A 23264-nucleotide genomic window follows, 5' to 3' on the forward strand; every position below is an offset into this window, starting at 1 on the left:
CCCCACCGAGGCTCAACCGTCCACGACGTCCTGAGACATGCCGATGTCCACGATGTCATGAGACATATCCGTGCACGATCTCCCGAGACATCACACGCCCGGCCGACCTACACCGTCATCTGAGAAGACCCCTGAAACGTCTTCGACGACGACGGGACCGGCGAGGAGGAGGGCGCGGTGGGCTAAAGGAATGGAGCTTGCTCGGCTTCGACGCCGCCGCAAGCTCCGGTGAAACGGTCGGTACTGGTCGGTCGTCGTCGGTCACCACCGGATGGCGGCGTCCCCCACGCTCGGCGTTTGCGCAGGTCAGCGGCTCGTTCGCCCAGTGGGCGCATCAAGCGATAGACGCAAAGCCGACGTGATTAGGTCGTCGGTTCGATTCCGACAGGCGGCTCCGGCGAACAGCCCCTGACCTGCGGAAACGCAGGGCAGGGGCGGTTCGGTTCTGGTGGTCGCGCGATGCGCTGGCCTCACGGCTCTGCCCGACACCGACGTCGCTCTCCTCTGCGACGGACCCCTCGCCGGCTGAGCGCTCGCGGCCGGCATCCTGTCCGTGTGCCGATAGGCCTCGCACCGCTCGGCAACGCAGCGTGGCGTTGCGGCGCGACCTGGCGACGGCTCGGCGGGGCGCGATCGTCTCGTGCGTTGGCGGACTACGGGAGCTTGGACGCGAGGACGTCGGCCGCCAGGATCTCGGGTGCTGCGCCGAGGAGGTGCTGGTTGGCCATCAGGGCTGCGACGATGGCGCCGTTGGCGTGGGCGTCGCGAGCGGCCTCGTCGGGGAATGCATCGAAGATCCAGAAGGTGTCGGCGTGGGTCCTGACCGCGAACCAGACAATCGTTCCTACTTCTTCGTTGGCGAGCGCGACAGCGCCGGCGAGCAGATCGGCGAGCGCGTCGTGCTGTCCATCGGCCGCGACGATCTTGGCGACGAAGGCATACGGAAGTGAGGCGGGTGTGGACATGAGGGGTTCTCCTAGGTGTCGAGGTTTCTTGGTGAAGCGAGTTCAGCGTATGACGAGCAAGGGCATGTGAGAAGTGGCGTATACGGCAGTATTGCTATTGTTCGCGCCATGCGTATCGGACTGATCGCGATCGACGGCTGCTTCGGTTCGGCTGTCGCGTCGGTCATCGACATCGTGCGGGTGGCCGACGGAGCCCGCGGCGATGTCGACCCGCGGATCGACCCGATCGAACTCGCCATCCTCGGACCGAAACGGAGAGTGACCACGACGGCATCGATGACCCTGTCGGTGGACCACCCGCTGTCGGAGTCCGCAGAGTTCGACGTGGTCGTCGTCCCTGCGCTTGGAACCCTCACGGCCGCCGCTACCAACGACGCCCTCCAGAGCCGAGATGCTCGTTCGGTCATCGCCTCGCTCGGGCGCCTCGACGACGCGACCACCCGGATCGCCGCGGCGTGCACCGGCGTGTTCGCTGTCGCCGAGACCGGACGGATGCATCATCGGCGGGCGACGACCAGCTGGTTCCTGGGGCCGGAGTTCCTGAAGCGCTATCCGACCGTCGCCCTCGATCTCGACACCATGGTCGTGGTCGACGGGAACCTCGTCACCGCCGGCGCCGCGTTCGCCCACATCGACCTCGCGCTCTCACTCGTGCGATCGATCAGCCCCGACCTGGCCCAACATGTCGCCAAGCTCCTCATCATCGACGAGCGTCCGTCGCAGGCGGCCTTCGTCGCCTACGAACATCTCCGGCACGAGGACCCGATCGTCGTCGAGTTCGAACGCTTCGTGCGCGCCCGCCTGGACGAACCGTTCAACGTCGCCTTCGTCGCGCAGTCGCTCGGCACCAGCCGGCGCACCCTCGAACGACGAGTCCGTGCGGCGCTCAACCTCACTCCGCTCGGCTTCGTCCAACGGCTTCGCATCGAACGAGCTCGGCACCTCTCAGCAACCACGGACCTTACCTCCGCCGAGATCGCGCTACGGGTCGGCTACGCGAACGCCGAGACTCTGCGCTCCCTCCTGCGTAGGGAGCGACGCCGTTCCTGACCTATCGCCATGCCTGTAGCCGGTGTCCTAGTGCTCGACTGGAACCACCTCTCAGCGCGTCGCGTCGACGCTCCTGCGTCGCCCCTGGACGACCCACTCGACACGCCCGCAGCACAGGCCATGTGACGTGTCCCGGCTTCCCGGACGGTCGGGGTTGGGTGGCTGTGATGTCGCTGCGTTCTCGTCGAGGGGGTCAGCAGACTCGATCAGGGTCGATTGGGATGAGACGCGAAGGCGGTCAGGTCAGGGCGGCCGAAGCCGGCCGGCGGGGTAGCGTCGGTCACGTCGAGGTCTTTCGGATGGATGGCGTAGGAACCTCCATCGTCGGGAGACCTCGACGTCTATCTGCGGACCGACGCGCCCGGCCGACCTACACCCTCATCTGGGAAGAGCCACGTTCGGTCACCCCATCGTGTCGGTCAGGTGAGGGCGGACCAGTTCGTCGACCTGCTTCATCCCGTACCGGGCAGCCAGGATGTCGAGGAGATCCAGGCTCGTACGTGGTGGGTTGCTGTATCGAGCGGAGATCGCGCGAAGTGCGGCGGCCGCACCGGACGGATCGTTCTCAGCGAGCGTGGCGGCGAACTCCTTCGCAGGCAGGGCCGTGATCCGGTCGGGGAGCAGTTGCTCCGGGAAGTGCTTCAGGTTGTCGGTGACGATCACGCTCGCCCCTCCGGTGACCGCAGCGGCGAGCACATGCTCGTCGTCGCGGTCGGGTAGGCCGAAGGTGCCGTCCAGCGGCTCCCAGCCGGTCACCATGGCATCGTCGAAGGCTCTGCGCATGGTCGTGACGAGCCGACTGGCGGCCGCCGCCGCAGAGTCAACGTCGGTGCCGCGTTTCGTCAGCTTGAGCCCCTCGTGATACTCGAGCTCCTCGAGGATCGCCTCGCTCCACAGCGGTCGGTACATCCCGAAGGCGACCATGGAGAGCAGGAAGTCACGCTGGAGGTTCGGCCACAGCACGCTGGTGTCCAAGACAGCGACTCGCACGCAGTGCTCCTGTCAGCCCTCAGTGCGAGCTCGGCGTCGGGCACCGACCTCGGCGCGTGCGAAGCGCAGCTGCTCAGCGATCGACTCGGGGTCGTCGTCGAGGCTGGGGTCTCCTGCGGAGGTCTCGAAGATCGCCTGCAGCTGTGCCTCGCGACGACCTGCACGGTAGGCGATGAGGTCGTCGAGCCGGATCATCCGCCGCTTCGTGCCGGGAGTCGATGCCGGCAGGCTGCCGTCATCGATCAGCTTGACCACCGTGGGGCGGCTGACGCCGAGCAGGTCGGCGGCCTGCTGGGTAGTGAGCAGCTGATTCTGCGGCGCAACGGTCACGGCCTTGCCGGCGGCCAGTGCCTCCACGATCTGAGCGAGCGCGCGGTAGACGGGCTCGGGCAGTTCGATGTGGCTCTCGTCGTCGGAACCGAGGGAAAGATGCTGGTCTCCGGTGCCGGTTGAGCGGCGGGACTCGTACGCCTGGATGAAGTCGAGGACATCGGCGAGCCTGTCGGTCGGCGTGGCCGTGTAGGTCTGCTGGTCCAGTGGTTCGGCGGTCATGATGCGCCTCCTTTCGAAGAAAGCGTAACTCGTTTTCGTTTCTTTCGAAAGATGCTTTGGGGTCAGTAGAAATCCAGCCCGCCATGCGAGGCCGCATCAACCACGGGATCCCATGCTCGTCGGATCCGGGCATGCAGGTCGAGCTCGTTCCACAGGTCGACGAGTAGTGCGCCGTCGACCCAGCGGAAGATCTGGTCGGACCGACCCCGGCTGAGCACGTTCTCGTAGAGCCCGCGGCGCTCCGCGCGCCGGCGAAGATTCCACGCCTCGGGCTTGCCGCCATGTGCGTAGTCAGGGAAGCGAACGATGGCGAAGCACAGGGGTACCTCGACTCGCCAGAGCCGATCAGGCACATAGAACCCTGACGTGCGGGTCTCCATCACGGCATCGAAGCGCACTCGCGTGATCATGCCGAGGTCGTAGTCCGCAGCAAGCATCAGCCGCTCGGTCACCCTGAGCGACGGTGACTTCAGGCCACGCTCGTAGGCGGACAACGTCGACTGCGAGGTACCCGCCCGACGGGCGAGCTCGGCCTGCGTCAGCCCGCGTGCGCGCCGCGCCTCCTCGATGATCGTCGGCCGATCCATTGGCATCAAATTACCCGATCAGAGATATTTCGGGGATCTGCTGGGAAGCCCTGCACACCTAACTGCTGAACCAGCTCCCTCCGCCGACGGTTGGCCACAGCCCACGATGGCCGCTCATGACCCGTCGAACGCCTTGGGGAGCATCCACACGCCGGAGGTAGGCATGACCAGCACCAACATTCCGTTCCCCGAGCGCGACGCCGAGGAGCTCCTCACCCTGACCGAGACCGCCGAGATCCTCAGGGTCCCGGTCAACACGCTGCGCTGGTGGCGCCAGCTCGGCACCGGCCCGTCCTTCTTCAAGATGGGCCGCCGGCTCGTCACCACCGTCGGCGACGTCCGCGGCTACATCCGCCAGCAGCGCCTGGCCGACAGACCCGACATCCTGCCCATCACCCGCGGGAGGCGCGCATGAGCACGGCGTACCGCCGCCAGCGAGGAGCCGTTGAGGACCGCTGGCGCAAGCGGGTCAAGGACCCCGACGGCAACACGATCGAGGTCCCGTCCGCGGTCGCCGGGAAGGTCACCCGCTGGCGAGCCAGATACGTCGACAGCGCCGGTGAGGAGCGCACCCGACACTTCCACCGCAAGGCCGAGGCGCAGACCTGGCTCGACCAGCAGATCGCCTCCGTCGTACGCGGCGACCACGTCGCCCCGAAGGACGCCAAGCTGACCGTGGGGGAGTGGGCCGACCGGTGGCTGGCCGGCTACGGCACCCGTCGCAAGTCCACCGTCACCCAAGCCAAGACCCACTTGAAACTCATCAAGGAGGAGTTCGCAGCCGTACCGCTCAGCGCGGTCCGCCCTTCCGACGTCCGCGCGTGGACCTCGGTGCTCAAGGCCGAGGGGTACGCCGACTCCTACGTCTACGCACTCCACTCCCGCCTCTCGCAACTGTTCACCGACGCCGTCCACGACGGCCTGGTCGCGCGCAACCCCTGTTCGCGGCGTACGTCACCCGGGACGGGCAAGCAACGGCCCTTCGTTGCCACCACCGGCCAGGTCTGGGCGCTGTACGAGCATTTCCCGGTCGGCGTACGCCCGGCGATCCTGCTCGGCGCACACGCGGGGCTGCGGCTGGCCGAGGCCGCGGCCCTTCGCCCGGCCGACGTCGACTTCAAGCAGGGCCTCATCAAGCCCGCCGTCCAGTGGCCCGAGGACCCGCTGAAGTCCGACATGAGCCAAACGGCGATCCCGATCCCCACCCAGATGGTGCGCGAGCTCGCCACCGGCGTGAAGCGGGCCAGAGGACGCAGCATCATGACCGACGAGTGGGGCAACCCGGCGAGCCCCTGGACCATCGAGCGAGCCATGCGCGCTGCTCGGGAGAAGGTCAAGGGTCTGCCGGAGGACTTCCGGTTCCACGACCTGCGTCACTACTTCGCCTCGCTGCTGATCGCGTCGGGGCTGGACGTCAAGATCGTCCAGGCGAGGCTCCGGCACGCCTCGGCGAAGACGACCCTCGACACGTACGGGCATCTGTGGCCCGACCGTGACGACACGTCCCGAGCCGCAGTGGCGAAGGTCTACCACCAGCGACCGGCGACTCGGAGCCACGATCCGGGCAGGTCAGCAGGGCGGGAACCGCCCGGAATCGGCATCTGAGGCCCTTCTCCTGCGGAATCCCTGCGGAATTTCACCCTCACAGCCCGAACGACAGTGGCCCCTGAGCCTGCGTAGATGCAGGTCAGGGGCCACTTGCGACCTAGAACGAATTCTAGATGTCGTAGTAGAGCTCGAACTCGTGCGGGTGCGGGCGGAGCTGGATCGGGAGGATCTCGTCGTTGGTCTTGTAGTCGATCCAGGTCTCGATCAGGTCGGGGGTGAAGACGTCGCCCACGGTGAGGAAGTCGTGGTCGTTCTCCAGAGCCGACAGGACGGCACCGAGGGAGGTCGGCACCTGGTTGATCTCGGCCATCTCGTCCGGCGGGAGCTCGTAGATGTCCTTGTCGATCGGAGCGGGCGGCTCGATCTTGTTCTGGATTCCGTCGATGCCGGCGAGGAGCAGGGCCGAGAAAGCGAGGTACGGGTTCGAGGACGGGTCCGGGAACCGGGTCTCGACGCGCTTGGCCTTCGGGTTGGTGCCGGTGATCGGGATGCGGACCGCGGCGGAGCGGTTGCGCGAGGAGTAGACCAGCGAGATCGGAGCCTCGAAGCCCGGCACCAGGCGGTGGAAGGAGTTCACCGTCGGGTTGGTGAACGCCAGCACCGACGGGGCGTGCTTCAGGACACCGCCGATGTACCAGCGGGCCATGTCGGAGAGGCCGCCGTAGCCGGTCTCGTCGTAGAACAGCGGCTCGCCGGCGTTCCAGATCGACTGGTGGACGTGCATGCCCGACCCGTTGTCACCGAAGACGGGCTTCGGCATGAAGGTGACCGTCTTGCCGGCCTCCCAGGCGGTGTTCTTGACGATGTACTTGAACTTCATGACATCGTCGGCAGCCTTGAGCAGCGTGTCGAACTTGTAGTTGATCTCGGCCTGGCCGGCGGTGCCGACCTCGTGGTGGGCGCGCTCGACGAGCAGCCCGGAGGCCTCGAGGTTCTTGACCATCGTGTCGCGCAGGTCGGCGAAGTGGTCGGTGGGGGAGACCGGGAAGTAGCCGCCCTTGTAGCGCGTCTTGTAGCCCAGGTTGTTCGAGCCGTCGGGGTTCTTGTCGGCACCCGAGTTCCACCAGGCCTCGACGGAGTCGATCTTGTAGAACGACTCGCCCTCGGAGGTGTTGTAGGCGACCTTGTCGAAGATGAAGAACTCGGCCTCGGGTGCGAAGAACGCGGTGTCACCGATGCCGGTCGAGGCGAGGTACGCCAGAGCCTTGCGCGCGATGTTGCGCGGGTCGCGAGAGTAGGCCTCGCCGGTGATCGGGTCGTGCACGAAGTACATCAGCGCGAGGGTCTTCGCGGCGCGGAACGGGTCGATGTACGCAGTCGTGACGTCCGGGTAGAGCGCCATGTCGGACTCGTTGATCGTCTGGAAACCACGGATCGACGAACCGTCGAAGGCCATCGGCTCCAGGTTGAACGACGACACGGGCACCGTGAAGTGCTGCTGGACGCCAGGCAGGTCGACGAAACGGATGTCGACGAACTCGACCCCCTCGTCAGAGATGAACTTCAAGAGTTCGTCGTCAGTGCTGAACATCAATCCTCCTTGGCTCACCCGGTCGGGCAGAGCCAGATAGGTCTCTCGCGATCGAGGCCGGACCCTCATGGATCCGACCGTGCCACGCAAATTACGAAGGGACGGTTGCACAGGAGTGTCGCAAATGTTTCAGGCGTGTAACAGGTTGTGTGATTTGATCGGCAACCATCCCGGATCTCACCCCTCAAGACGTTGCCGCCTACCCTTACGACGTGACCAGTTCCGCCACTCCTGCGACGCCCACTCTGCCTTATGACACTGCGAGCTGGGGCAGGCGCGTCCTGGCCCTGTTCATCGACTGGCTCGCGTCGTCGCTGGTGGCGTCGGTCTTCCTCGGTGTACGGGCCCTGCCGTTCGGGTCGCTGCTCGCCGGTGTCGACCCGCGGCCGTCCGACAACCTGTGGATCCTGGTCGTCTTCATCGTGCAGACGGCCGTCTTCACCACGCTCGGTGGAGGCTCCTTCGGCAAGCTCGTCACTCGCCTGCGTACGGTGCGGGTCACGGCCGGTGAGCCGGACGTACGCCCGCTCGATCCGCTGCGGAGCATCGCCCGTCAGATCCTGGTCGTCCTCGTCGTACCGCCGCTGGTCTTCCGTCCTGACCGCCGCGGGCTCCACGATCTGGCGGCAGGTACGGCGACCGTCACGCTTCAGACCTATCGACACGTGTTTCGCCGGGTTGGTTGAAAGGCATCCGGGGGTAGGTTTGACCGGTCAGCCGCAAGCAGCGGCAAACACGAAGGGAAGCTCAATGACGCTCAACCGTACTCTCGGGCCACGTGGCCTCTGGCGCCGCGCCGCTGTCGCAGGCGTGCTGGCCGTATCGCTCTCGGGCCTGGTGGCCTGCGGTGGCGGTGGTGGAGCCGGCGGCGCCAGCGAGGGTGACTCGGTCTCGGCCGAGGAGATGACCGAGGTGATGAAGAAGGCGACTGACATCGACACCGCCCACTTCACCACGAAGATGGACGCGAAGGCGTCGGGTCAGACGGTCTCGATGACCGGCGAGGGTGACATCCAGAAGGAGCCGCCGGCGCAGCACTCCACCATGAAGATGAGTGGTGGCTCGATGAACATGGATCTGGAGACGATCCTCGTCGACGAGAAGATCTACATCAAGGGCATGATGGGCGACTCGTGGATGACTGCGAGCGCCGACGATCTCGCCAAGATGGGCGGGACCAGCCTGGAGTCGATGAGCAACCCGCTCGCCTTCTTCGACGGGATGGAGGAGTCGATCAAGTCCTCCAAGTTCGAGGGTGAGGAGAAGGTCGACGGCACCGACACCAAGCACTACAGCTTCACCGTCGACTCCGCCGGGCTCGCCGAGAGCCTCGGCGCCGACAGCACCAAGGGCATGCCCAAGACGATCGACCAGGACATCTGGGTCGACGCAGACGGCCTGCTCCGCAAGGCCGAGGTCGGTATGGGCGACATGGGCACCGTCGAGATGATGCTGTCCAAGCACGGCGAGGACGTGACCATCGAGGCGCCGCCGGCGGACCAGGTCACCGACATGCCGAGCATGGCCGGCTGACAGCCAGTTCGTACGCAGCAGGGCCGGTCCCCGAACGGGGTCCGGCCCTGTTCCATTTCGTGGCACTGTGTCGGCATGACTCTCGACCCCGAAAGCACCCGGCAGATCGAGGCCAACCGGGCCAACTGGGACGCCCGTACGCCGATCCACCTGGCCAGCGCGTTCTACGGCACCGACGGGTCACGGCCCGCCGAGTCGTGGTTCGCCGACTACGAGTGGAGCGACCTCGGTGAGCTCGTCGGTCTCGAGGTCGTGCATCTGCAGTGTCATCTCGGCACCGAGACGGTGGCGTTCGCACAGCGGGGTGCGGTGACGTACGGGCTGGACATCTCGGCCGAGGCGGTGGCCGCGGCGCGCCGGATCGCCGCCGAGCGCGGGCTGGCCGTCGACTACCACGAGGCCGACGTCCACGACGCCGTCGAGGTCCTGGGCGCCGGCCGGTTCGACGTCGTCTACACCGGTAAGGGCGCGGTCTGCTACCTACCGGACATCGACCTGTGGGCGCGGGTCGTCCACGATCTGCTCAAGCCCGGCGGGTTCCTCTATCTGGCCGAGTTCCACCCGCTCCTCGACGCCCTCGGCGAGGTGCCGGAGCCGGGGCGGGAGGATTCCCTCGAGCTGCGCCACGACTACCTCTCGGGCCGGGGCGCGATCACGAAGGACTCGAGCCACACCTACACCGACGGCCCGGCGCTGAGCGCTGCCACGACGGCGTACGAATGGCGCCACGGGGTCGGCGAGGTCGTCACCGCCCTCGCAGGCGCCGGCCTGCGGATCGAGGTCGTACGCGAGGACGAGCGGCTGCCGTGGCCCCGCTTCCCGTCCATGGTGGCGGGGGAGGACGGCTGGTTCAGGCTCCCCGAGCAGGCGCCCCGGATCCCGTTGCTCTACGCGATCCGGGCACGCCGCGCTGATTAACGGCCGCGAAGGTTGCCGCGCATGCCCTTCATCGAGGTCGGGACGGGGCCCTTCGGGATCGGCATGGTGCCGCGGGTGGCGTCGACGGCCTTGAGGCGGTTGAGGATGTCGGTGATCTCGGGGCCGGCGACCTTGCGGCCGATCTTGGTGACGTGCTTGGTCAGCTGCGGCAGCGGCACCTCGTCCTCACCGTTGCCGGCGACGACGGTCGTGATCGGCACCTCGCCCAGGACGCGGGCGTGGGTGCGCTTGGTGCTGGCCAGCAGCGAGCGGACCTTGCTCGGGCTGTTGCCCTCGCCGACGAGGACGACTCCCGGAGGGCCGACCACGCGGTGGACGAGCGTCTGGCTGCGCGGCTCGACGGCGACGGCCTGGGTGACGGTCCAGCCTCGGCGGAGCATGGTCAGCGCGGCGTACCCGCCACCGACCTGGCCCTCGAGCCGGGAGTACATCACCTTCTGCGCGCGCCGCGAGAAGACCACCATCGCGGCGAGGAGGCCGGCCAGCAGGGCACCGACGATCGTGAAGATCCAGGAGAAGATGCCCTCGCCGGGCAGGAACCAGAAGATCACGCCGGCGACCGCGGCGACGACCACGAAGATCGAGCCGAGGATGAGGCCGATCTTGGGGTCTGACTGCTTGGTGAGCTTGTAGGTCTCCACCATCTGCTGGCGGCGACTCATGGTGCTCGGGTCGGTCTGGGACATCTTCCTCTTTCAGTCTTCAGATTTTCGTACGCTGCGTCAGGCTGTGGCAGCAGCGGTGTCTCGCGCCTCGATCGCCTGACGGTACAGCCGACCGGCTCGGTAGGACGAACGAACGAGCGGACCGGACATGACGCCGGAGAAGCCGATCTCCTCGGCCTCGGCCTGGAGCTCGATGAACTCCTCGGGCTTGACCCACCGCTCGACCGGGTGGTGACGCACGCTCGGGCGCAGGTACTGCGTGATCGTGATCAGCTCGCAGCCGGCCGCGTGCAGGTCACGCAGCGCCTCGGAGACCTCTTCGCGGGTCTCGCCCATGCCGAGGATCAGGTTGGACTTCGTCACCAGGCCGAAGTCGCGAGCCTGGGTGATCAGGTCGAGGCTGCGCTCGTAGCGGAAGGCCGGACGGATCCGCTTGAAGATCCGCGGGACGGTCTCGACGTTGTGCGCGAGAACCTCGGGACGGGACTCGAAGACCTCCTGGAGAAGCTCCGGGATGCCGTTGAAGTCGGGGATGAGGTTCTCGACGCCGGTTTCGGGGTTGAGCTCGTGGATCTGCTTGACCGTCTCGGCGTAGAGCCAGGCACCGCCGTCGGCGAGGTCGTCACGGGCGACGCCGGTGATGGTGGCGTACTTCAGGCCCATGGTCTGCACGGACTCGGCCACGCGGCGCGGCTCGTCGCGGTCGAGGTCGGTCGGCTTGCCGGTGTCGATCTGGCAGAAGTCGCAGCGCCGGGTGCACTGGTCGCCGCCGATGAGGAAGGTGGCCTCGCGGTCCTCCCAGCACTCGAAGATGTTGGGGCAGCCGGCCTCCTGGCACACCGTGTGCAGGCCCTCGGACTTCACCAGCGCGGTGAGCTCCTTGTATTCCGGCCCCATCTTCGCTTTGGTCTTGATCCACTCCGGTTTGCGTTCGATCGGAGTCTGCGCGTTGCGGACCTCGAGACGGAGGAGCTTGCGACCTTCTGGGGCAGGAGCTTGAGTCACCCCACAAGCCTACGCCGCGTGGGGGCGGAACCTCGAAGCCAGGTTGTTACTGGTCGGTCACACACTCGGGGTGAGCAGCGGGACCCTCGGAGCCCCGGTGCGATCAGCCCGTGCGGGGTCAGGCTTGGGCTCCAGGCTCTCGCCCTGGTCGTAGGCGCGCCAGGAGAGCATCTCGGCGACCTGCTCGTGGAGGACGGGCATCGCCTCGGCGTTGTCGGTCCGCCGCCCCGATTCGATCGAGAGCGTGGTCACCCCGGCGTCGGAGATCCCGCACGGCACGAACCGCTCGTACCACCCTAGGTCGACGTCGCAGTTGAGGGCGATGCCGTGCATGGTCACGTGCTGGCTGACCCGCAGCCCGATCGCTCCCACCTTGCGCTCCAGGCGGCGTACGCCGTCGGGGGTCTCGCCCGCGGGCAGCCACACGCCGCTGCGGCCCGGGACCCGGTAGGCGGTGACGCCGAACGCGGCACAGGTGCGGATCATCGCCTGCTCCAGGCGGCGGACGAAGTCGACGACCTTGACCTTCTCCGGCAGCCGCACGATCGGGTAGGCGACGATCTGGCCGGGGCCGTGAAAGGTCACCTCACCGCCGCGGTCGACGTCGATCACCGGGGCGCCGCCGGGATCCGCAGGCCGGTCCTCCGGCTTCGTACGCTTCCCGGCGGTGTAGGTCGGCGGGTGCTCGAGCAGCAGCACGGTGTCGGGCTCTTCGCGGTCCACGACACGCTGGTGGATCTGCTTCTGCAGCTCCCAGGCGTCCAGGTAGTCGATCGTCCCGACCTCAACGAAGCGCAGCTCAGTCACACCCGCGATCGTACGCCGGGGCGGATAACGGTTTGGCGACAACCCCGCGGGGGTAAAGAGGTTGTGCGCAGAATGCGCCTGTTTCGACTGGCCGCGCTCGGGAGCGATCGGTCATCGGATCAGTCTTGAAAGGCACACAGACGTGCGTACCACCCAGAACCGTCGCCGCCTCGCGGCGGCCATCCTCGCTCTGACCGCGACCTGCGCCGTTGCGGCGTGCGGTGAGACCGGCAGCGACGCGAAAGACCCGGCTTCCACGGCCGATGCCGCACCTTCGATCGAGCCCGGCACCACGCTCTCGGCGTCCGAGGCCATGAAGGTCGTGAAAGCGGCCGCCGAGTCCATGTCGACGGTCCACGTCGACATGGAGATCAACGCCGTCGAGGAGGGCGAGAAGATCGCCGGAACCGGCGAAGGCGACTATCAGCAGGACCCGATGGCGTTCCACGTGAAGGGCGAGATCAGCGGTGACGACGGGCCGAGCACGGTCGAGTTCGTCACTCTCGACGACACCGCGTACGCCAGCATGGATGGCGAATGGGTGATGGGCGGGTTCGCCACCGTGATGTCCGCGATGATGCCGGCGCCCAACCTCTTCCTGGATTCTGTCACCCACGCGATCTCCGCGGACACCACGACGTACGTGGGGCAGGAGACGATCGACAGCGTCGACACCGCCCACTACACCTTCGATGCGGGTGAGTCGGACTTCGGAGCGGAGGGCTCGACCGTCGATGTCAACGTCGACTCCGAGGGTCGGCTGGTACGCATGAGGATGGATGGCGGAGATGCCGGGAACATCGTCTTCGACCTGTCCGCTCACGGCGAGCCGGTGACCATCGAGAAGCCGAGCGGCAAGATCACCGACATGTCCGACATGGACATGTAGCCGTCACCGGGTGAGATGACGAGCGGCGCGGCCCCCGTGGGGACCGCGCCGCTCGTTGCGTACTTCTTACCTAGATCTCGACCCGCTCGATCTCTTCGCGTGGTGACCCTGCTCGCCTCGCTCGCAGGGTCACAGGCTCAGAGCTCGAACTGAGCCGCCTCGAGGCGCTTCTTGACGTCCTGGAGGAAGCGGCCGGCGTCGGCGCCGTCGACCAGGCGGTGGTCGTAGGTCAGCGCGACGTTGACCATGTAGCGCACCGCGATCGTCTCGCCGAGGTCCGGGTCGTCGATGACGACCGGGCGCTTCACGACCGCACCCGGGCCGAGGATGGCGACCTGCGGCTGGTTGATGATCGGGGTGTCGAAGAGCGCACCGAACGAACCCAGGTTGGTGATCGTGAAGGTGCCGCCGGAGAGCTCGTCCGGGGTGATCTTGTTGTTGCGCGTGCGGTCGGCCACGTCCGCGATCTTCTTCGCGATGCCAGCGATCGAGAGGTCGCCGGCGTCCTTGACGACGGGGGTCAGCAGACCCTTCGGGGTGTCGACGGCGAAGGCGATGTTCTCGCGGTCGTAGTAGGTGACCGTGCCGGCCTCGATGTCGATCCCGGCGTTGAGCTTCGGGTGCACCTTGAGCGCGTCGATCGCGGCCTTGGCGAAGAACGGCAGGTAGGTCAGCTTGACGCCCTCGCGCTGCAGGAACCCGGCCTTGTTGGCCTCGCGGAGGCGGGCGATGTTGGTGACATCGACCTCCATGACCTGGGTCAGCTGAGCCGCGGTGTGCAGCGACTCGGTCATCCGCTCGGCGATCACCTTGCGCAGACGCGAGATCTTCTCGGTGGTGCCACGCAGCGGCGACGGGGCCGCGGGAGCGGCGGAGGAAGCGGCCGGAGCGGCCGAGGCCGCGGGAGCGGCGGCTGCCGGGGCAGCGGCCGGAGCCGACTTGGCGGCGGCCGCCTGGAGGATGTCCTCCTTGCGGATGCGGCCACCGACGCCCGAACCCTGGACGGTGTCGAGGTCGACGTTGTGCTGGGACGCGAGCTTGCGTACGAGCGGGGTCACGTAGCCGCCGGGCTGGATGGCCGGGGAACCGTCGGTGGACGGCGCGGCGTGAGCCGGGGCAGCAGGAGCCGGAGCGGCGGGGGCGGGCGCGGCCGGAGCCGGAGCGGCAGGCGCCGGCGCGGCGGCGGCCGGAGCGGGCTCGGGAGCGGGCTCCGGGGCAGGAGCCGGCTCGGGCTCGGGGGTGGGCTCCGGGGCCGGGGCGGCGGGCGCGGGCTCGGAAGCCGGAGCGGCGCCGGCGTCACCGACGAGCGCCAGCACGGCGCCGACCTCGACGGTCTCGTCCTCGGAGACCTTGATCTCGAGCAGGGTGCCTGCGACGGGCGAAGGGATCTCGGTGTCGACCTTGTCGGTGGATACCTCGAGCAGCGCGTCGTCGACGGCGACCGTGTCCCCGACCTGCTTGAGCCAGCGGGTGACGGTGCCCTCGGTGACCGACTCACCCAGCGCGGGGAGAGCAACCTCGGTGGCGTTTCCGCCGGCGGCAGGCGCCGGAGCGGCAGGGGCGGCGGGCTCGGCGGGAGCCTCGGGCTCGGCCGGAGCGGCCGGAGCAGCCGGAGCCTCGCTCTCGGCGGCGGGAGCGGCAGCCTCGGGCTCGGCCGCAGGAGCGGCAGGCTCCGCGGGAGCGGCATCGGCGCCGGCCTCGTCGGCAGCGCCGATGACGGCGAGCAGGCCACCGACCTCGACGGTGTCGTCCTCAGAGGCCTTGATCTCGAGCAGGGTGCCCGCGACGGGCGAGGGGATCTCGGTGTCGACCTTGTCGGTGGAGACCTCCAGCAGGGCCTCGTCGACCGCAACCGTGTCGCCGACCTGCTTGAGCCAGCGGGTGACGGTGCCCTCGGTGACGGACTCGCCGAGTGCCGGGAGAGTTACTTCGGTGGCCATGGATTCCTTCGTTCTACGTCTGTTCGTTGCTCTGCTTGTATGTCCGGACACGCGCGCCGCCAGCGCCGAGCCCGAGGGCTCGCCGAGGAGACTCCGTGAGAAGAGAGGCGCATCGGTCTGGGCCGACACCTGCCCGACGCACTCATGATGCCGCCAGATGTGCGGCCAAGGGCGTCGATCACGGAGCCCATCTTGTCACTACCCCCGCAGCGTCGTGTCAACCGGACCACTACTGATCGGTAGCCATCTCGCGTACGTAGTCCACCAGTGTTGCCACCGCCACACCCGTGCCTCCGGGAGTGAGATGGCCGGAGGCGCCGCCACTGTTGAAGGACGGTCCGGCGATGTCGAGGTGGGCCCAGGGGAGACCGCCGGTGAACTCGCGCAGGAAGGCGGCGGCGTACAGCCCACCGCCCCAGCGGATCCAGTCGTGCTGGTTGAGGTCGGCCACCTTGGAGGAACGGATTCGCTCGTCCATCCATTCCGGGATGGGCATCGGCCACATCTGCTCGCCTGCGACGTCGGCGGCGGCGAGGACGCGGTCGACGACGTCCTCGGAGCCGAGTACGCCGCTGACCCGGTCACCCAGCGCCATCACCATGTGACCGGTGAGCGTGGCGACGTCGATGATCAGGTCCGGCGAGACCTCGGTCGCCCGCACCAGGGCGTCGGCGAGGACCATCCGGCCCTCGGCGTCCATGTTGGAGACCTCGACGGTCGTGCCGCCGTAGTGGGTGACCACGTCGCCGGGGCGGTAGGACGAGCCGGAGACCATGTTCTCCGCCATCGGCACGAACGCGGAGACCTTCACCGGCAGCCCGAGGCGGGCGATCGCGAAGGTTGCCTGGGCCACCGCGGCGGCACCGGCCATGTCCGACTTCATCGTGGACATCGAGCTGCCCGGCTTGATGGTGAGCCCGCCGGAGTCGAAGGTGATCCCCTTGCCGACCAGCGCGATGTGCGCGCGACTGTCGTCGGGGGAGTACGTGAGCTCGACCAGGCGCGGCTTTGCCGCCGAGCCCATGCCCACGGCGAGGATGCCGCCGCAGCCGAGCTCGGCGAGCTGCACCTCGTCGTACACGGTCGTCTCGACGCCCTCGACCAGCTCGGCCACGTGCGCGATGGCGTCGGCGAACGCCGGCGGAGTCAGGTCGGCCGGTGGGACGTTGACCCACTCGCGCGTGCCGGCGACCGCCTGGGCGAGGATCTGCGCCTCCTCGAAGGCGGTGACCGCGTCCGTACGCCGCGCGATCGCGCTCAGGATCGCGACATCACTCGGCCCGTTGCTGTCCCCACCAGACTTGCCGCTGCTCGACTTCGCTGTGCTCGACTTATAGGGGGTGAAGGTGTAGCCGCCGAGGACGTAGCCCTCGGTGACGGCACGCACCAGGTCGGGGGTGTCGGCCGGCAGGGAAACGGCGACGGAGGTCGCGTTGGGCACCGCGCGGGCAGCGGCGCCGGCGGCGCGGCGTACGGCATCGGCCGAGTAGGTCCCGTCCGCACCGGGCTTGCCGAGCCCGACCAGCACCAGGAGCTGGGCACCGATCTCGTTCCCGGCGGGCAGGCGGGTGACCTCACCCGCCTTGCCGCTGACGCCGAGCGTGGCGAGCATCCCGCGCCACCGGCGTCCGTAGGCGCTCTTGACGTCCTCGGCGCCGGCGATCACCTCGACAGCCTTCGCGCCCTGGCCGATGCCGACGACGACCGCCTCGGCACGAGTCTTGGCGGGAGAGGCGGTACGCAGCGTGTAGGTGATGTCAGGCAGGGTCACGCCGTGCAGTCTAGGTGTGGCGCGCCCGGAGGGGGCGCGGACCGGGGAGTGTCGCCCTGGTGCGATAAGTTCGCGGTATGGCTGAAGAGACCTCCACGGGGGGCGGGTCGGAGCTGCTCCAGTCCCCTCTGCACGAAAACCACGTCGGGCTCGGCGCGAAGTTCGCTGAGTTCGGCGGCTGGTCGATGCCGCTGGAGTACTCCGGCGTCGTCAAGGAGCACACCGCGGTCCGAGAGGCCGTCGGGGTCTTCGACGTCAGCCACCTGGGCAAGGTCATGATCAGCGGGTCGGGTGCGGCCGACTTCGTCAACGCGTCGTTCACCAACGACCTCGGCCGGATCAAGCCCGGCAAGGCTCAATACACGTTGTGCTGCGACGAGGAGACCGGCGGCATCGTCGACGACCTGATCGCCTACTACCGCGACGACGAGCACGTCCTGATCGTCCCCAACGCCGCCAACACCCCCGAGGTCGTACGCCGGCTCCAGGAGGCCGCGCCCGAGGGGATCACCCTCGCCGACCACCACCGCGACTACGCAGTGCTCGCCGTCCAGGGACCGAAGTCGGACGAGCTGCTCGAGGCGGTCGGGCTGCCGGCCGGTCACGAGTACATGTCCTTCGTGGAGGCGGCCGCTCCCGACGTACTCGGTGACGAGATCGGCGTGGTCGTGTGCCGCTCCGGCTACTCGGGCGAGCGCGGCTACGAGCTGATCGTCGCCAACGAGGCCGCCGGCGCCCTCTGGGACGCGCTGCTGTCCCGGGGCGAGGAGCTCGGCGCGGTGCCGTGCGGCCTCGGCGCCCGCGACACCCTGCGTACGGAGATGGGCTATCCGCTCCACGGCCAGGACATCGCCCTCGACGTCACTCCCAACGAGGCCGGCCTCGGCTGGGCCGTCGGCTGGAAGAAGGATGCCTTCTGGGGCCGCGACACGCTGGTCGCCGAGAAGGAGGCCGGTCCGAAGCGCGCCCTGCGCGGCATCGTCGCCGTCGGCCGCGGCATCCCACGCCCGCACATGACCGCCTCCCTGACCGCCGACGTGCCGGTGGGCGAGGTCACCTCCGGCACCTTCTCGCCGACGCTGAAGAAGGGCGTCGGCCTGGTGCTCGTCTCGACCACGGTCAATCCCGAGGCCGAGATCGGCATCGACGTACGCGGCCGCCGCGAGATCTTCCAGCTCACCAAGCCTCCCTTCGTCCCTTCGCACGTGCGGGAGGGCTGATGAGCGAGCGCCAGCGAGCGAACATTCAGTCATTCATGCCGCTGCGTCCGTATTCTGGCGCTTGCGCTACGGAGGTGGCGGCATGAGCATCCCCGACGTTCCCTCGGTGTTCAAGCAGCCGTCCGCCGCCGACCGGCCGTGGTGGTGGCAGCTCGTCGACGCCTCGGGTGCCGAGGTGTCGGTCGACGGAGACCTCGCCGGCCAGCGCTTCGCCAACCAGAGCGACGCCGAGTCGTGGGTGGGCGAGGTCTGGCAGGACCTCCTGGACGCCGGCGTGGCAGCGGTGGTGCTCTTCGAGCACGACCGGCAGGTCTACGGCCCGATGAAGCTGACCGCCTGACGCGCATCAACTACCTCGCCCCTCAAGGGTCGAGGTGGCGGTCTCGACGCTGGATGTGACCACCACCTTGACCCTTGAGGGGCATTGTCGTTGGCGTCTGAACTGTCATGGTGGTGCCTGTGGATAACTGCCGGATCTACCAGGCGAGCACGTCACGGTGATGGCACAGAAGGACCGTCACCGGATCGTCGGGGTCGTATGTCATTGCGCTCCGAAGGCGGAGGTCAGGATCGTGAACGGTGTGCGGGTCTCGTTGATCGAGCAGAACTTCGTCGAGCTCGCCACGCTGCTTTCGCTGGTCGACCTCGTCGTGGTCGGTGACTATCTGGTGCGGAAGAACCCCAACGGGCTGACCCGTCTCCACCGCTACTGCGCCAAGGCCACGGGCCCAGGAGCGGCGGCCGCTCGTCGGGCGCTGGCCTACGTGCGTACCGGTGTCGACTCGCCGATGGAGACCCGGCTGCGAATGCTGATCGTCCTCGCCGGTCTCCCCGAGCCGTTGGTGAATCAGCTGGTGGGGGAGGAGAGCGAGCTCGACTTTCGCAAGTACGACATGTGCTGGCCATCGATCAAGCTGATCGTCGAGTACGACGGCCGCCAGCACGTCGAGCGTGAGGACCAGTGGGAGTCGGACATCGGCCGCCGGGAGAGGATCGACGACGACGGCTGGCGCATCCTCGTCTTCATCGCCAAGGACATCTACAACACCCCGGGCAACACCCTGAAGCGAATCCACCGCCAGCTGGTGGCAAGGCGCCTTCCCGGCGTCCCGACTCACCTGTCCCCGCAATGGCAGACGCACTTCCCTGGCCGTCCCTGATTCCGATCCGACCAGTAGCCTCGGGCCCGTGAGTGCTTACGAGTTCCGCCAGGTCGACGTCTTCACCAACGAGCCCCTGCTGGGCAACCCGGTCGCCGTCGTACACGGGGCCGACGGCCTCACCGACGAGCAGATGGCCGCCTTCGCGCGGTGGACCAACCTGTCCGAGACCACGTTCCTGCTGACCCCCACGGACCCGGCCGCCGACTATCGGCTGCGGATCTTCACGGTCAGCGGCGAGCTGCCGTTCGCCGGCCACCCGACGCTCGGGTCGGCGCACGCGTGGCTGGAGGCGGGCGGGCGGCCCAAGGGTGCGAGCCTGGTGCAGGAGTGCGGCGTCGGGCTGGTCGAGCTGCGCCGTGAGGAGCGGATCGCCTTCGCAGCACCGGAGCTGCGTCGGGGAGGCGAGGTCGACGAGGAGACGCTGGGAGCCATCGCCAAGGGCCTGCAGATCGAGCGCGGCGACATCCAGGGCGCGCGGTGGTGCGACAACGGCCCGGGCTGGGTCGGCGTGATGCTCGCCGACGCGGAGGCTGTGCTGGCCGTCACGCCCGACCACGCCGCTCTGGGCAATCACAAGGTCGGTCTCGTCGGGCGCTACCCCGAGGACAGCGAGTGCGCGGTCGAGGTCCGGGCGTACTTCCCGGCCGACGGTGTCGCCTTCGAGGATCCGGTCACCGGGTCGCTCAACGCCGCGCTGGGGCAGTGGCTGGCGGGCACGCAGCTGCCCGAGGCGTACGTCGCATCTCAAGGGACCGTGATGAAGCGGCGGGGACGCGTGTACGTCGAGCGGGTCGAGGACCAGGTGTGGGTCGGTGGAGACACGCTGACCACCATCCGAGGGACGGTCGAGCTCTGAGCGAGGCTCTGACCTAGGCTGGGGCCGTGCAGTCCTACCTCGATCTGTTGACCCGCATCCTCGACGAGGGCGTGGAGAAGTCCGACCGCACCGGGACGGGCACGATCAGCGTCTTCGGTCACCAGACCCGCTACGACCTCAGCGACGGTTTCCCGCTGCTGACGACGAAGAAGGTCCACACCCGATCGGTCTTCGGGGAGCTGCTCTGGTTCCTGCGCGGCGACACCAACGTGCGCTGGCTCCAGGAGCGGGGCATCACGATCTGGGACGAGTGGGCCGACGAGAACGGCGACCTGGGGCCGGTCTACGGCTACCAGTGGCGCTCCTGGCCGACCCCGGACGGGCGCCACGTCGACCAGATCGCCAAGATCATCGACCAGATCCGCACCGACCCCGACAGCCGCCGCCACGTGATCAGCGCCTGGAACCCGGCCGACATCGACGACATGGCGCTGCCGCCGTGCCACACGCTGTGCCAGTTCTACGTCGCCGACGGCAAGCTGAGCCTGCAGCTCTACCAGCGCTCCGCCGACGTGTTCCTGGGGGTGCCCTTCAACATCGCCTCCTACGCCCTGCTCACCCACATGGTCGCCCACGTGACCGGGCTCGAGGTCGGTGACTTCGTGCACACGCTCGGCGACGCCCACCTCTACAGCAACCACCTCGAGCAGGCCCGTCTCCAGCTCACCCGCAAGCCGGGGCCGCTGCCGACGCTGAGGCTCAACCCGGACGTCAAGGACATCGACGCGTTCGAGCTCGAGGACATCACGGTGGAGGGCTACGACCCCGCCCCCGGCATCAAGGCCCCCGTTGCCGTCTGAGGCCGGTTCGGGGCGCGTCGTGATGGTCGCGGCGGTCGCCGACAACGGCGTCATCGGCAACGGCCCCGACATCCCCTGGAAGATCCCCGGCGAGCAGGCCGAGTTCAAGGCGATCACGATGGGCCACACGCTCGTCATGGGCCGCACCACCTTCGAGTCCATCGGCCGCCCCCTGCCGGGCCGCACCACGGTCGTGCTGACCGGTGACACGACCTGGTCGTACGACGGCGTGCTGGTCGCCCACGACATCGACTCCGCCCTCGCCCTGGCCGCGAAGGAGCGGGGCGACACGGTCATCGCCGGCGGCGCGCAGGTCTACGCAGCAGCGATGCCGTACGCCACCGAGCAGGTCATCACCCGCGTCCATCTGACTCCCGAGGGCGACGCCCTCTACCCACCCTTCGACCAGGCGGAGTGGGTCGAGACGAAGCGCGAGCCCCACGAGGCGTACGACCGCGTCTTCCTCGCTCGTGCTCCCTGACGCGCGAGTAGGTGTCTCGCCCCTCTAAGGTAAACGGCATGGAGCTACGCATCTTCACCGAGCCCCAGCAGGGGGCGTCCTACGCCGACATCCTCGCTGTCGCACAGAAGGCCGAGGAGCTGGGGTTCGGGGCGTTCTTCCGCTCCGACCACTACCTGAAGATGGGCTCGGTCGACGGTCTGCCTGGACCGAGCGACGCGTGGACGACGCTCGCCGGCCTTGCCCGCGACACGAGCACGATCCGGCTCGGCACCCTGGTCACCTCCGCGACCTTCCGCCTCCCGGGTGTGCTGGCGATCCAGGCCGCCAACGTGGACGACATGTCCGAGGGCCGGGTCGAGCTCGGCCTGGGAGCGGGCTGGTTCGAGGAGGAGCACGAGGCGTACGGGATCCCGTTCCCGGCCCTGGGGGAGCGGTTCGACCGGCTGGAGGAGCAGCTCGAGATCATCACCGGGCTGTGGGCGACCGAGCCGGGGGAGACCTTCGACTTCAACGGGAAGCACTACACGATCAAGGAGAGCCCGGGCCTGCCGAAGCCGATCCAGACCCGTGGCCACGCCGGCTCGATCCCGGTGATCGTGGGCGGCGGCGGCAAGAAGCGTACGCCGACGCTGGCCGCGACCTTCGCCGACGAGTTCAACGCCGCCTTCGTCTCCGTCGAGGAGTCCCAGGCGCTGTTCGAGAACGTCGGTCGCTTCGTGGAGGCGGCCGGCCGGGACGACTCGATCATCTACTCCGCCGCCCAGGTGCTCTGCGTCGGCCGCGACGAGGACGAGATCGCCGGCCGTGCGCGGGCGATCGGCCGCGAGCCCGCCGAGCTGCGTGAGAACGGTCTGGGGGGCACCCCGGACGAGGTGGTCGCCAAGATCAAGCGGTTCGAGGACGCCGGCGCGACCCGCATCTACCTCCAGGTGCTCGACCTGAGCGATCTGGACCATCTCGCACTCGTAGCCGACGAGGTCATGCAGCGCGTCTGACGATAGTCTGTACGCCATGACTGATGCTCCCTTCGGCACCGTGCTCTCCGCACTCGTCACGATGTTCAACGACGATGGCTCGGTCGACCTGGAGCAGACCCAGAAAGTCGCCAAGCACCTGGTCGATCACGGCCACGACGGCATCGTCGTCTCCGGCACCACCGGCGAGTCGCCGACCACCACTCCGGCCGAGGACGGCGAGATCCTGGCCGCGGTCAAGGACGCCGTCGGCGACCGCGCCAAGATCGTGGCCGGTATCGGCACCAACGACACCCGCACCACCGTCGAGCTCGCCAAGCAGGCGGCCTCGATCGGCGCCGACGGCCTCCTGCTGGTGACGCCCTACTACAACAAGCCGGGCGAGCGCGGCATCCGCGAGCACTTCCGCACCGTCGTCTCCGCTACCGACACCCCGGTCATCCTCTACGACGTCCCCGGCCGCACCGGCTCCCCGATCACCCTCGACACCTACCGGGAGGCGATCACCTGGGACACCGTCGTCGCGGTCAAGGAGGCCGCCGGCGACTTCCCGCGCGGCACCAGGCTGCTCGACCTCGGCTACTCGATCTACTCCGGTGACGACGCGCTCACCCTCGCCTGGCTGGCGCACGGCGCCGTCGGCGTGATCAGCGTCGCCGCCCACGTGCTCGGCGACCAGACGCGGACGATGATCGACGCCTTCGCGGCGAGCGACATCGAGACCGCCCGCAAGACTTATGCGCGGATGCTCCCCGCGATCGACGCCATCATGGGCGTCCCGAACTACGGAGCCACCACTGCCAAGGCCGCTCTCGAGCTGACCGGCGTGATCGACAACCGCAGCGTACGAGGGCCCCTGGTGGCGCTCGACGCGGACGAGGTCGAGGCGCTGCGAGCCGGGCTGGAGGCCTCTGGCCTTCTCTAGAAGGAACGCC

General features: G+C 68.2%; 25 protein-coding genes. 15 read left to right on the forward strand and 10 right to left on the reverse strand.

Going from position 1 to position 23264, the window contains the following annotated elements:
* Positions 1-653 precede the first annotated feature (653 nt).
* Entirely contained in the window at positions 654-965 is a 312-nt protein-coding gene (locus ACFWQC_RS21030) for a putative quinol monooxygenase (protein ID WP_003941073.1), read from the reverse strand.
* Positions 966-1073: 108 nt separating this feature from the next.
* Between ACFWQC_RS21030 and ACFWQC_RS21035 the strand changes: the two genes are divergently transcribed.
* A complete protein-coding gene (locus ACFWQC_RS21035) occupies positions 1074-2015 on the forward strand; it encodes a GlxA family transcriptional regulator (RefSeq protein ID WP_003941078.1) in 942 nt (313 codons plus the stop codon).
* A 402-nt stretch (positions 2016-2417) separates the two neighbouring features.
* On the opposite strand, the gene ACFWQC_RS21040 is transcribed toward ACFWQC_RS21035, so the two are convergent.
* The 3 genes from ACFWQC_RS21040 to ACFWQC_RS21050 form a co-directional block, all read right to left on the reverse strand.
* Positions 2418-3005 (reverse strand): PIN domain-containing protein, encoded by a 588-nt coding sequence (locus ACFWQC_RS21040; protein ID WP_378682370.1) that lies wholly within the window; start codon positions 3003-3005, stop codon positions 2418-2420.
* Between the two features lie 12 nt (positions 3006-3017).
* Complete coding sequence (locus ACFWQC_RS21045) at positions 3018-3557, reverse strand: helix-turn-helix domain-containing protein (protein ID WP_378682373.1); 540 nt, start codon at positions 3555-3557, stop codon at positions 3018-3020.
* Positions 3558-3619: 62 nt separating this feature from the next.
* The gene (locus ACFWQC_RS21050) at positions 3620-4144 is read right to left on the reverse strand and encodes a helix-turn-helix domain-containing protein (protein ID WP_378682376.1); all 525 of its coding nucleotides are present in this window, start codon (positions 4142-4144) and stop codon (positions 3620-3622) included.
* Positions 4145-4307: 163 nt separating this feature from the next.
* On the opposite strand from ACFWQC_RS21050, the gene ACFWQC_RS21055 reads away from it, so the two are divergent.
* Positions 4308-4559, forward strand: coding sequence for a helix-turn-helix domain-containing protein (locus tag ACFWQC_RS21055; protein WP_378682379.1), 252 nt, complete (start codon positions 4308-4310; stop codon positions 4557-4559).
* Positions 4556-5749, forward strand: a complete 1194-nt coding sequence (locus ACFWQC_RS21060) for a tyrosine-type recombinase/integrase (protein WP_378682382.1) — start codon at positions 4556-4558, stop codon at positions 5747-5749. The genes ACFWQC_RS21055 and ACFWQC_RS21060 overlap by 4 nt, the downstream gene beginning before the upstream one ends.
* A 112-nt stretch (positions 5750-5861) precedes the next feature.
* On the opposite strand, the gene glnA is transcribed toward ACFWQC_RS21060, so the two are convergent.
* A complete protein-coding gene (gene glnA / locus ACFWQC_RS21065) occupies positions 5862-7283 on the reverse strand; it encodes a type I glutamate--ammonia ligase (protein ID WP_355022021.1) in 1422 nt (473 codons plus the stop codon).
* Positions 7284-7495: 212 nt separating this feature from the next.
* On the opposite strand from glnA, the gene ACFWQC_RS21070 reads away from it, so the two are divergent.
* From ACFWQC_RS21070 to ACFWQC_RS21080, 3 genes are all read left to right on the forward strand, one after another.
* Positions 7496-7969, forward strand: a complete 474-nt coding sequence (locus tag ACFWQC_RS21070; protein WP_357360051.1) for an RDD family protein — start codon at positions 7496-7498, stop codon at positions 7967-7969.
* Between the two features lie 64 nt (positions 7970-8033).
* The gene (locus ACFWQC_RS21075; protein WP_378682387.1) at positions 8034-8816 is read left to right on the forward strand and encodes a DUF6612 family protein; all 783 of its coding nucleotides are present in this window, start codon (positions 8034-8036) and stop codon (positions 8814-8816) included.
* Positions 8817-8891: 75 nt separating this feature from the next.
* Positions 8892-9734, forward strand: a complete 843-nt coding sequence (locus tag ACFWQC_RS21080) for a class I SAM-dependent methyltransferase (RefSeq protein ID WP_378682390.1) — start codon at positions 8892-8894, stop codon at positions 9732-9734.
* On the opposite strand, the gene ACFWQC_RS21085 is transcribed toward ACFWQC_RS21080, so the two are convergent.
* Genes ACFWQC_RS21085 through lipB form a run of 3 tightly spaced genes read right to left on the reverse strand, consistent with a single transcriptional unit; the run spans position 9731 to position 12232 of the window.
* On the reverse strand, positions 9731-10441 hold the full coding sequence (locus ACFWQC_RS21085) for a DUF4191 domain-containing protein (protein ID WP_378682392.1): 711 nt from the start codon (positions 10439-10441) through the stop codon (positions 9731-9733). The genes ACFWQC_RS21080 and ACFWQC_RS21085 overlap by 4 nt on opposite strands.
* A gap of 36 nt (positions 10442-10477) precedes the next feature.
* Positions 10478-11425 (reverse strand): lipoyl synthase, encoded by a 948-nt coding sequence (gene lipA, locus ACFWQC_RS21090; protein WP_378682395.1) that lies wholly within the window; start codon positions 11423-11425, stop codon positions 10478-10480.
* Positions 11426-11482: 57 nt separating this feature from the next.
* Positions 11483-12232: a lipoyl(octanoyl) transferase LipB gene (gene lipB / locus ACFWQC_RS21095; protein ID WP_378682398.1), complete on the reverse strand. Its 750-nt coding sequence runs from the start codon at positions 12230-12232 to the stop codon at positions 11483-11485.
* A gap of 142 nt (positions 12233-12374) precedes the next feature.
* On the opposite strand from lipB, the gene ACFWQC_RS21100 reads away from it, so the two are divergent.
* Positions 12375-13121 (forward strand): DUF6612 family protein, encoded by a 747-nt coding sequence (locus ACFWQC_RS21100; RefSeq protein WP_378682401.1) that lies wholly within the window; start codon positions 12375-12377, stop codon positions 13119-13121.
* A 137-nt stretch (positions 13122-13258) separates the two neighbouring features.
* Here the strand turns inward: ACFWQC_RS21100 and sucB are convergent, their stop codons facing one another.
* On the reverse strand, positions 13259-15061 hold the full coding sequence (sucB, locus tag ACFWQC_RS21105; protein ID WP_378682404.1) for a 2-oxoglutarate dehydrogenase, E2 component, dihydrolipoamide succinyltransferase: 1803 nt from the start codon (positions 15059-15061) through the stop codon (positions 13259-13261).
* Between the two features lie 229 nt (positions 15062-15290).
* Positions 15291-16832, reverse strand: a complete 1542-nt coding sequence (locus tag ACFWQC_RS21110; protein ID WP_378682407.1) for a leucyl aminopeptidase — start codon at positions 16830-16832, stop codon at positions 15291-15293.
* A gap of 77 nt (positions 16833-16909) precedes the next feature.
* Here ACFWQC_RS21110 and gcvT point away from each other — a divergent pair, with 77 nt between their 5' ends.
* The 8 genes from gcvT to dapA all read left to right on the forward strand — a co-directional run bounded on the left by gcvT (position 16910) and on the right by dapA (position 23254).
* Positions 16910-18052: a glycine cleavage system aminomethyltransferase GcvT gene (gcvT, locus tag ACFWQC_RS21115; RefSeq protein WP_378682410.1), complete on the forward strand. Its 1143-nt coding sequence runs from the start codon at positions 16910-16912 to the stop codon at positions 18050-18052.
* 82 nt (positions 18053-18134) lie between these two features.
* Positions 18135-18392, forward strand: coding sequence for a hypothetical protein (locus ACFWQC_RS21120; protein ID WP_176883497.1), 258 nt, complete (start codon positions 18135-18137; stop codon positions 18390-18392).
* A gap of 232 nt (positions 18393-18624) precedes the next feature.
* The gene (locus ACFWQC_RS21125; protein ID WP_378682413.1) at positions 18625-19212 is read left to right on the forward strand and encodes a DUF559 domain-containing protein; all 588 of its coding nucleotides are present in this window, start codon (positions 18625-18627) and stop codon (positions 19210-19212) included.
* Between the two features lie 28 nt (positions 19213-19240).
* Complete coding sequence (locus ACFWQC_RS21130; protein WP_378682416.1) at positions 19241-20071, forward strand: PhzF family phenazine biosynthesis protein; 831 nt, start codon at positions 19241-19243, stop codon at positions 20069-20071.
* 26 nt (positions 20072-20097) lie between these two features.
* Complete coding sequence (locus ACFWQC_RS21135) at positions 20098-20892, forward strand: thymidylate synthase (RefSeq protein ID WP_378682418.1); 795 nt, start codon at positions 20098-20100, stop codon at positions 20890-20892.
* Entirely contained in the window at positions 20882-21373 is a 492-nt protein-coding gene (locus ACFWQC_RS21140; RefSeq protein ID WP_378682421.1) for a dihydrofolate reductase, read from the forward strand. The genes ACFWQC_RS21135 and ACFWQC_RS21140 overlap by 11 nt, the downstream gene beginning before the upstream one ends.
* A gap of 38 nt (positions 21374-21411) precedes the next feature.
* On the forward strand, positions 21412-22350 hold the full coding sequence (locus tag ACFWQC_RS21145) for an LLM class F420-dependent oxidoreductase (protein ID WP_378682423.1): 939 nt from the start codon (positions 21412-21414) through the stop codon (positions 22348-22350).
* Positions 22351-22366: 16 nt separating this feature from the next.
* The gene (dapA, locus tag ACFWQC_RS21150) at positions 22367-23254 is read left to right on the forward strand and encodes a 4-hydroxy-tetrahydrodipicolinate synthase (protein ID WP_378682426.1); all 888 of its coding nucleotides are present in this window, start codon (positions 22367-22369) and stop codon (positions 23252-23254) included.
* Positions 23255-23264: the final 10 nt, after the last annotated feature.

This window comes from Nocardioides sp. NPDC058538, assembly GCF_042719275.1.
In the GTDB taxonomy this organism is placed as follows: Bacteria; Actinomycetota; Actinomycetes; order Propionibacteriales; family Nocardioidaceae; genus Nocardioides.

Bases quoted from the DNA above. Each gene is read 5' to 3' on its own strand.
- ACFWQC_RS21030 (WP_003941073.1), bottom strand. From the start codon at position 965: ATGTCCACACCCGCCTCACTTCCGTATGCCTTCGTCGCCAAGATCGTC.
- ACFWQC_RS21035 (WP_003941078.1), top strand. From the start codon at position 1,074: ATGCGTATCGGACTGATCGCGATCGACGGCTGCTTCGGTTCGGCTGTC.
- ACFWQC_RS21045 (WP_378682373.1), bottom strand. From the start codon at position 3,557: ATGACCGCCGAACCACTGGACCAGCAGACCTACACGGCCACGCCGACC.
- ACFWQC_RS21050 (WP_378682376.1), bottom strand. From the start codon at position 4,144: ATGGATCGGCCGACGATCATCGAGGAGGCGCGGCGCGCACGCGGGCTG.
- ACFWQC_RS21055 (WP_378682379.1), top strand. From the start codon at position 4,308: ATGACCAGCACCAACATTCCGTTCCCCGAGCGCGACGCCGAGGAGCTC.
- ACFWQC_RS21060 (WP_378682382.1), top strand. From the start codon at position 4,556: ATGAGCACGGCGTACCGCCGCCAGCGAGGAGCCGTTGAGGACCGCTGG.
- glnA (WP_355022021.1), bottom strand. From the start codon at position 7,283: ATGTTCAGCACTGACGACGAACTCTTGAAGTTCATCTCTGACGAGGGG.
- ACFWQC_RS21075 (WP_378682387.1), top strand. From the start codon at position 8,034: ATGACGCTCAACCGTACTCTCGGGCCACGTGGCCTCTGGCGCCGCGCC.
- ACFWQC_RS21080 (WP_378682390.1), top strand. From the start codon at position 8,892: ATGACTCTCGACCCCGAAAGCACCCGGCAGATCGAGGCCAACCGGGCC.
- ACFWQC_RS21085 (WP_378682392.1), bottom strand. From the start codon at position 10,441: ATGTCCCAGACCGACCCGAGCACCATGAGTCGCCGCCAGCAGATGGTG.
- sucB (WP_378682404.1), bottom strand. From the start codon at position 15,061: ATGGCCACCGAAGTAACTCTCCCGGCACTCGGCGAGTCCGTCACCGAG.
- gcvT (WP_378682410.1), top strand. From the start codon at position 16,910: ATGGCTGAAGAGACCTCCACGGGGGGCGGGTCGGAGCTGCTCCAGTCC.
- ACFWQC_RS21120 (WP_176883497.1), top strand. From the start codon at position 18,135: ATGAGCATCCCCGACGTTCCCTCGGTGTTCAAGCAGCCGTCCGCCGCC.
- ACFWQC_RS21145 (WP_378682423.1), top strand. From the start codon at position 21,412: ATGGAGCTACGCATCTTCACCGAGCCCCAGCAGGGGGCGTCCTACGCC.
- dapA (WP_378682426.1), top strand. From the start codon at position 22,367: ATGACTGATGCTCCCTTCGGCACCGTGCTCTCCGCACTCGTCACGATG.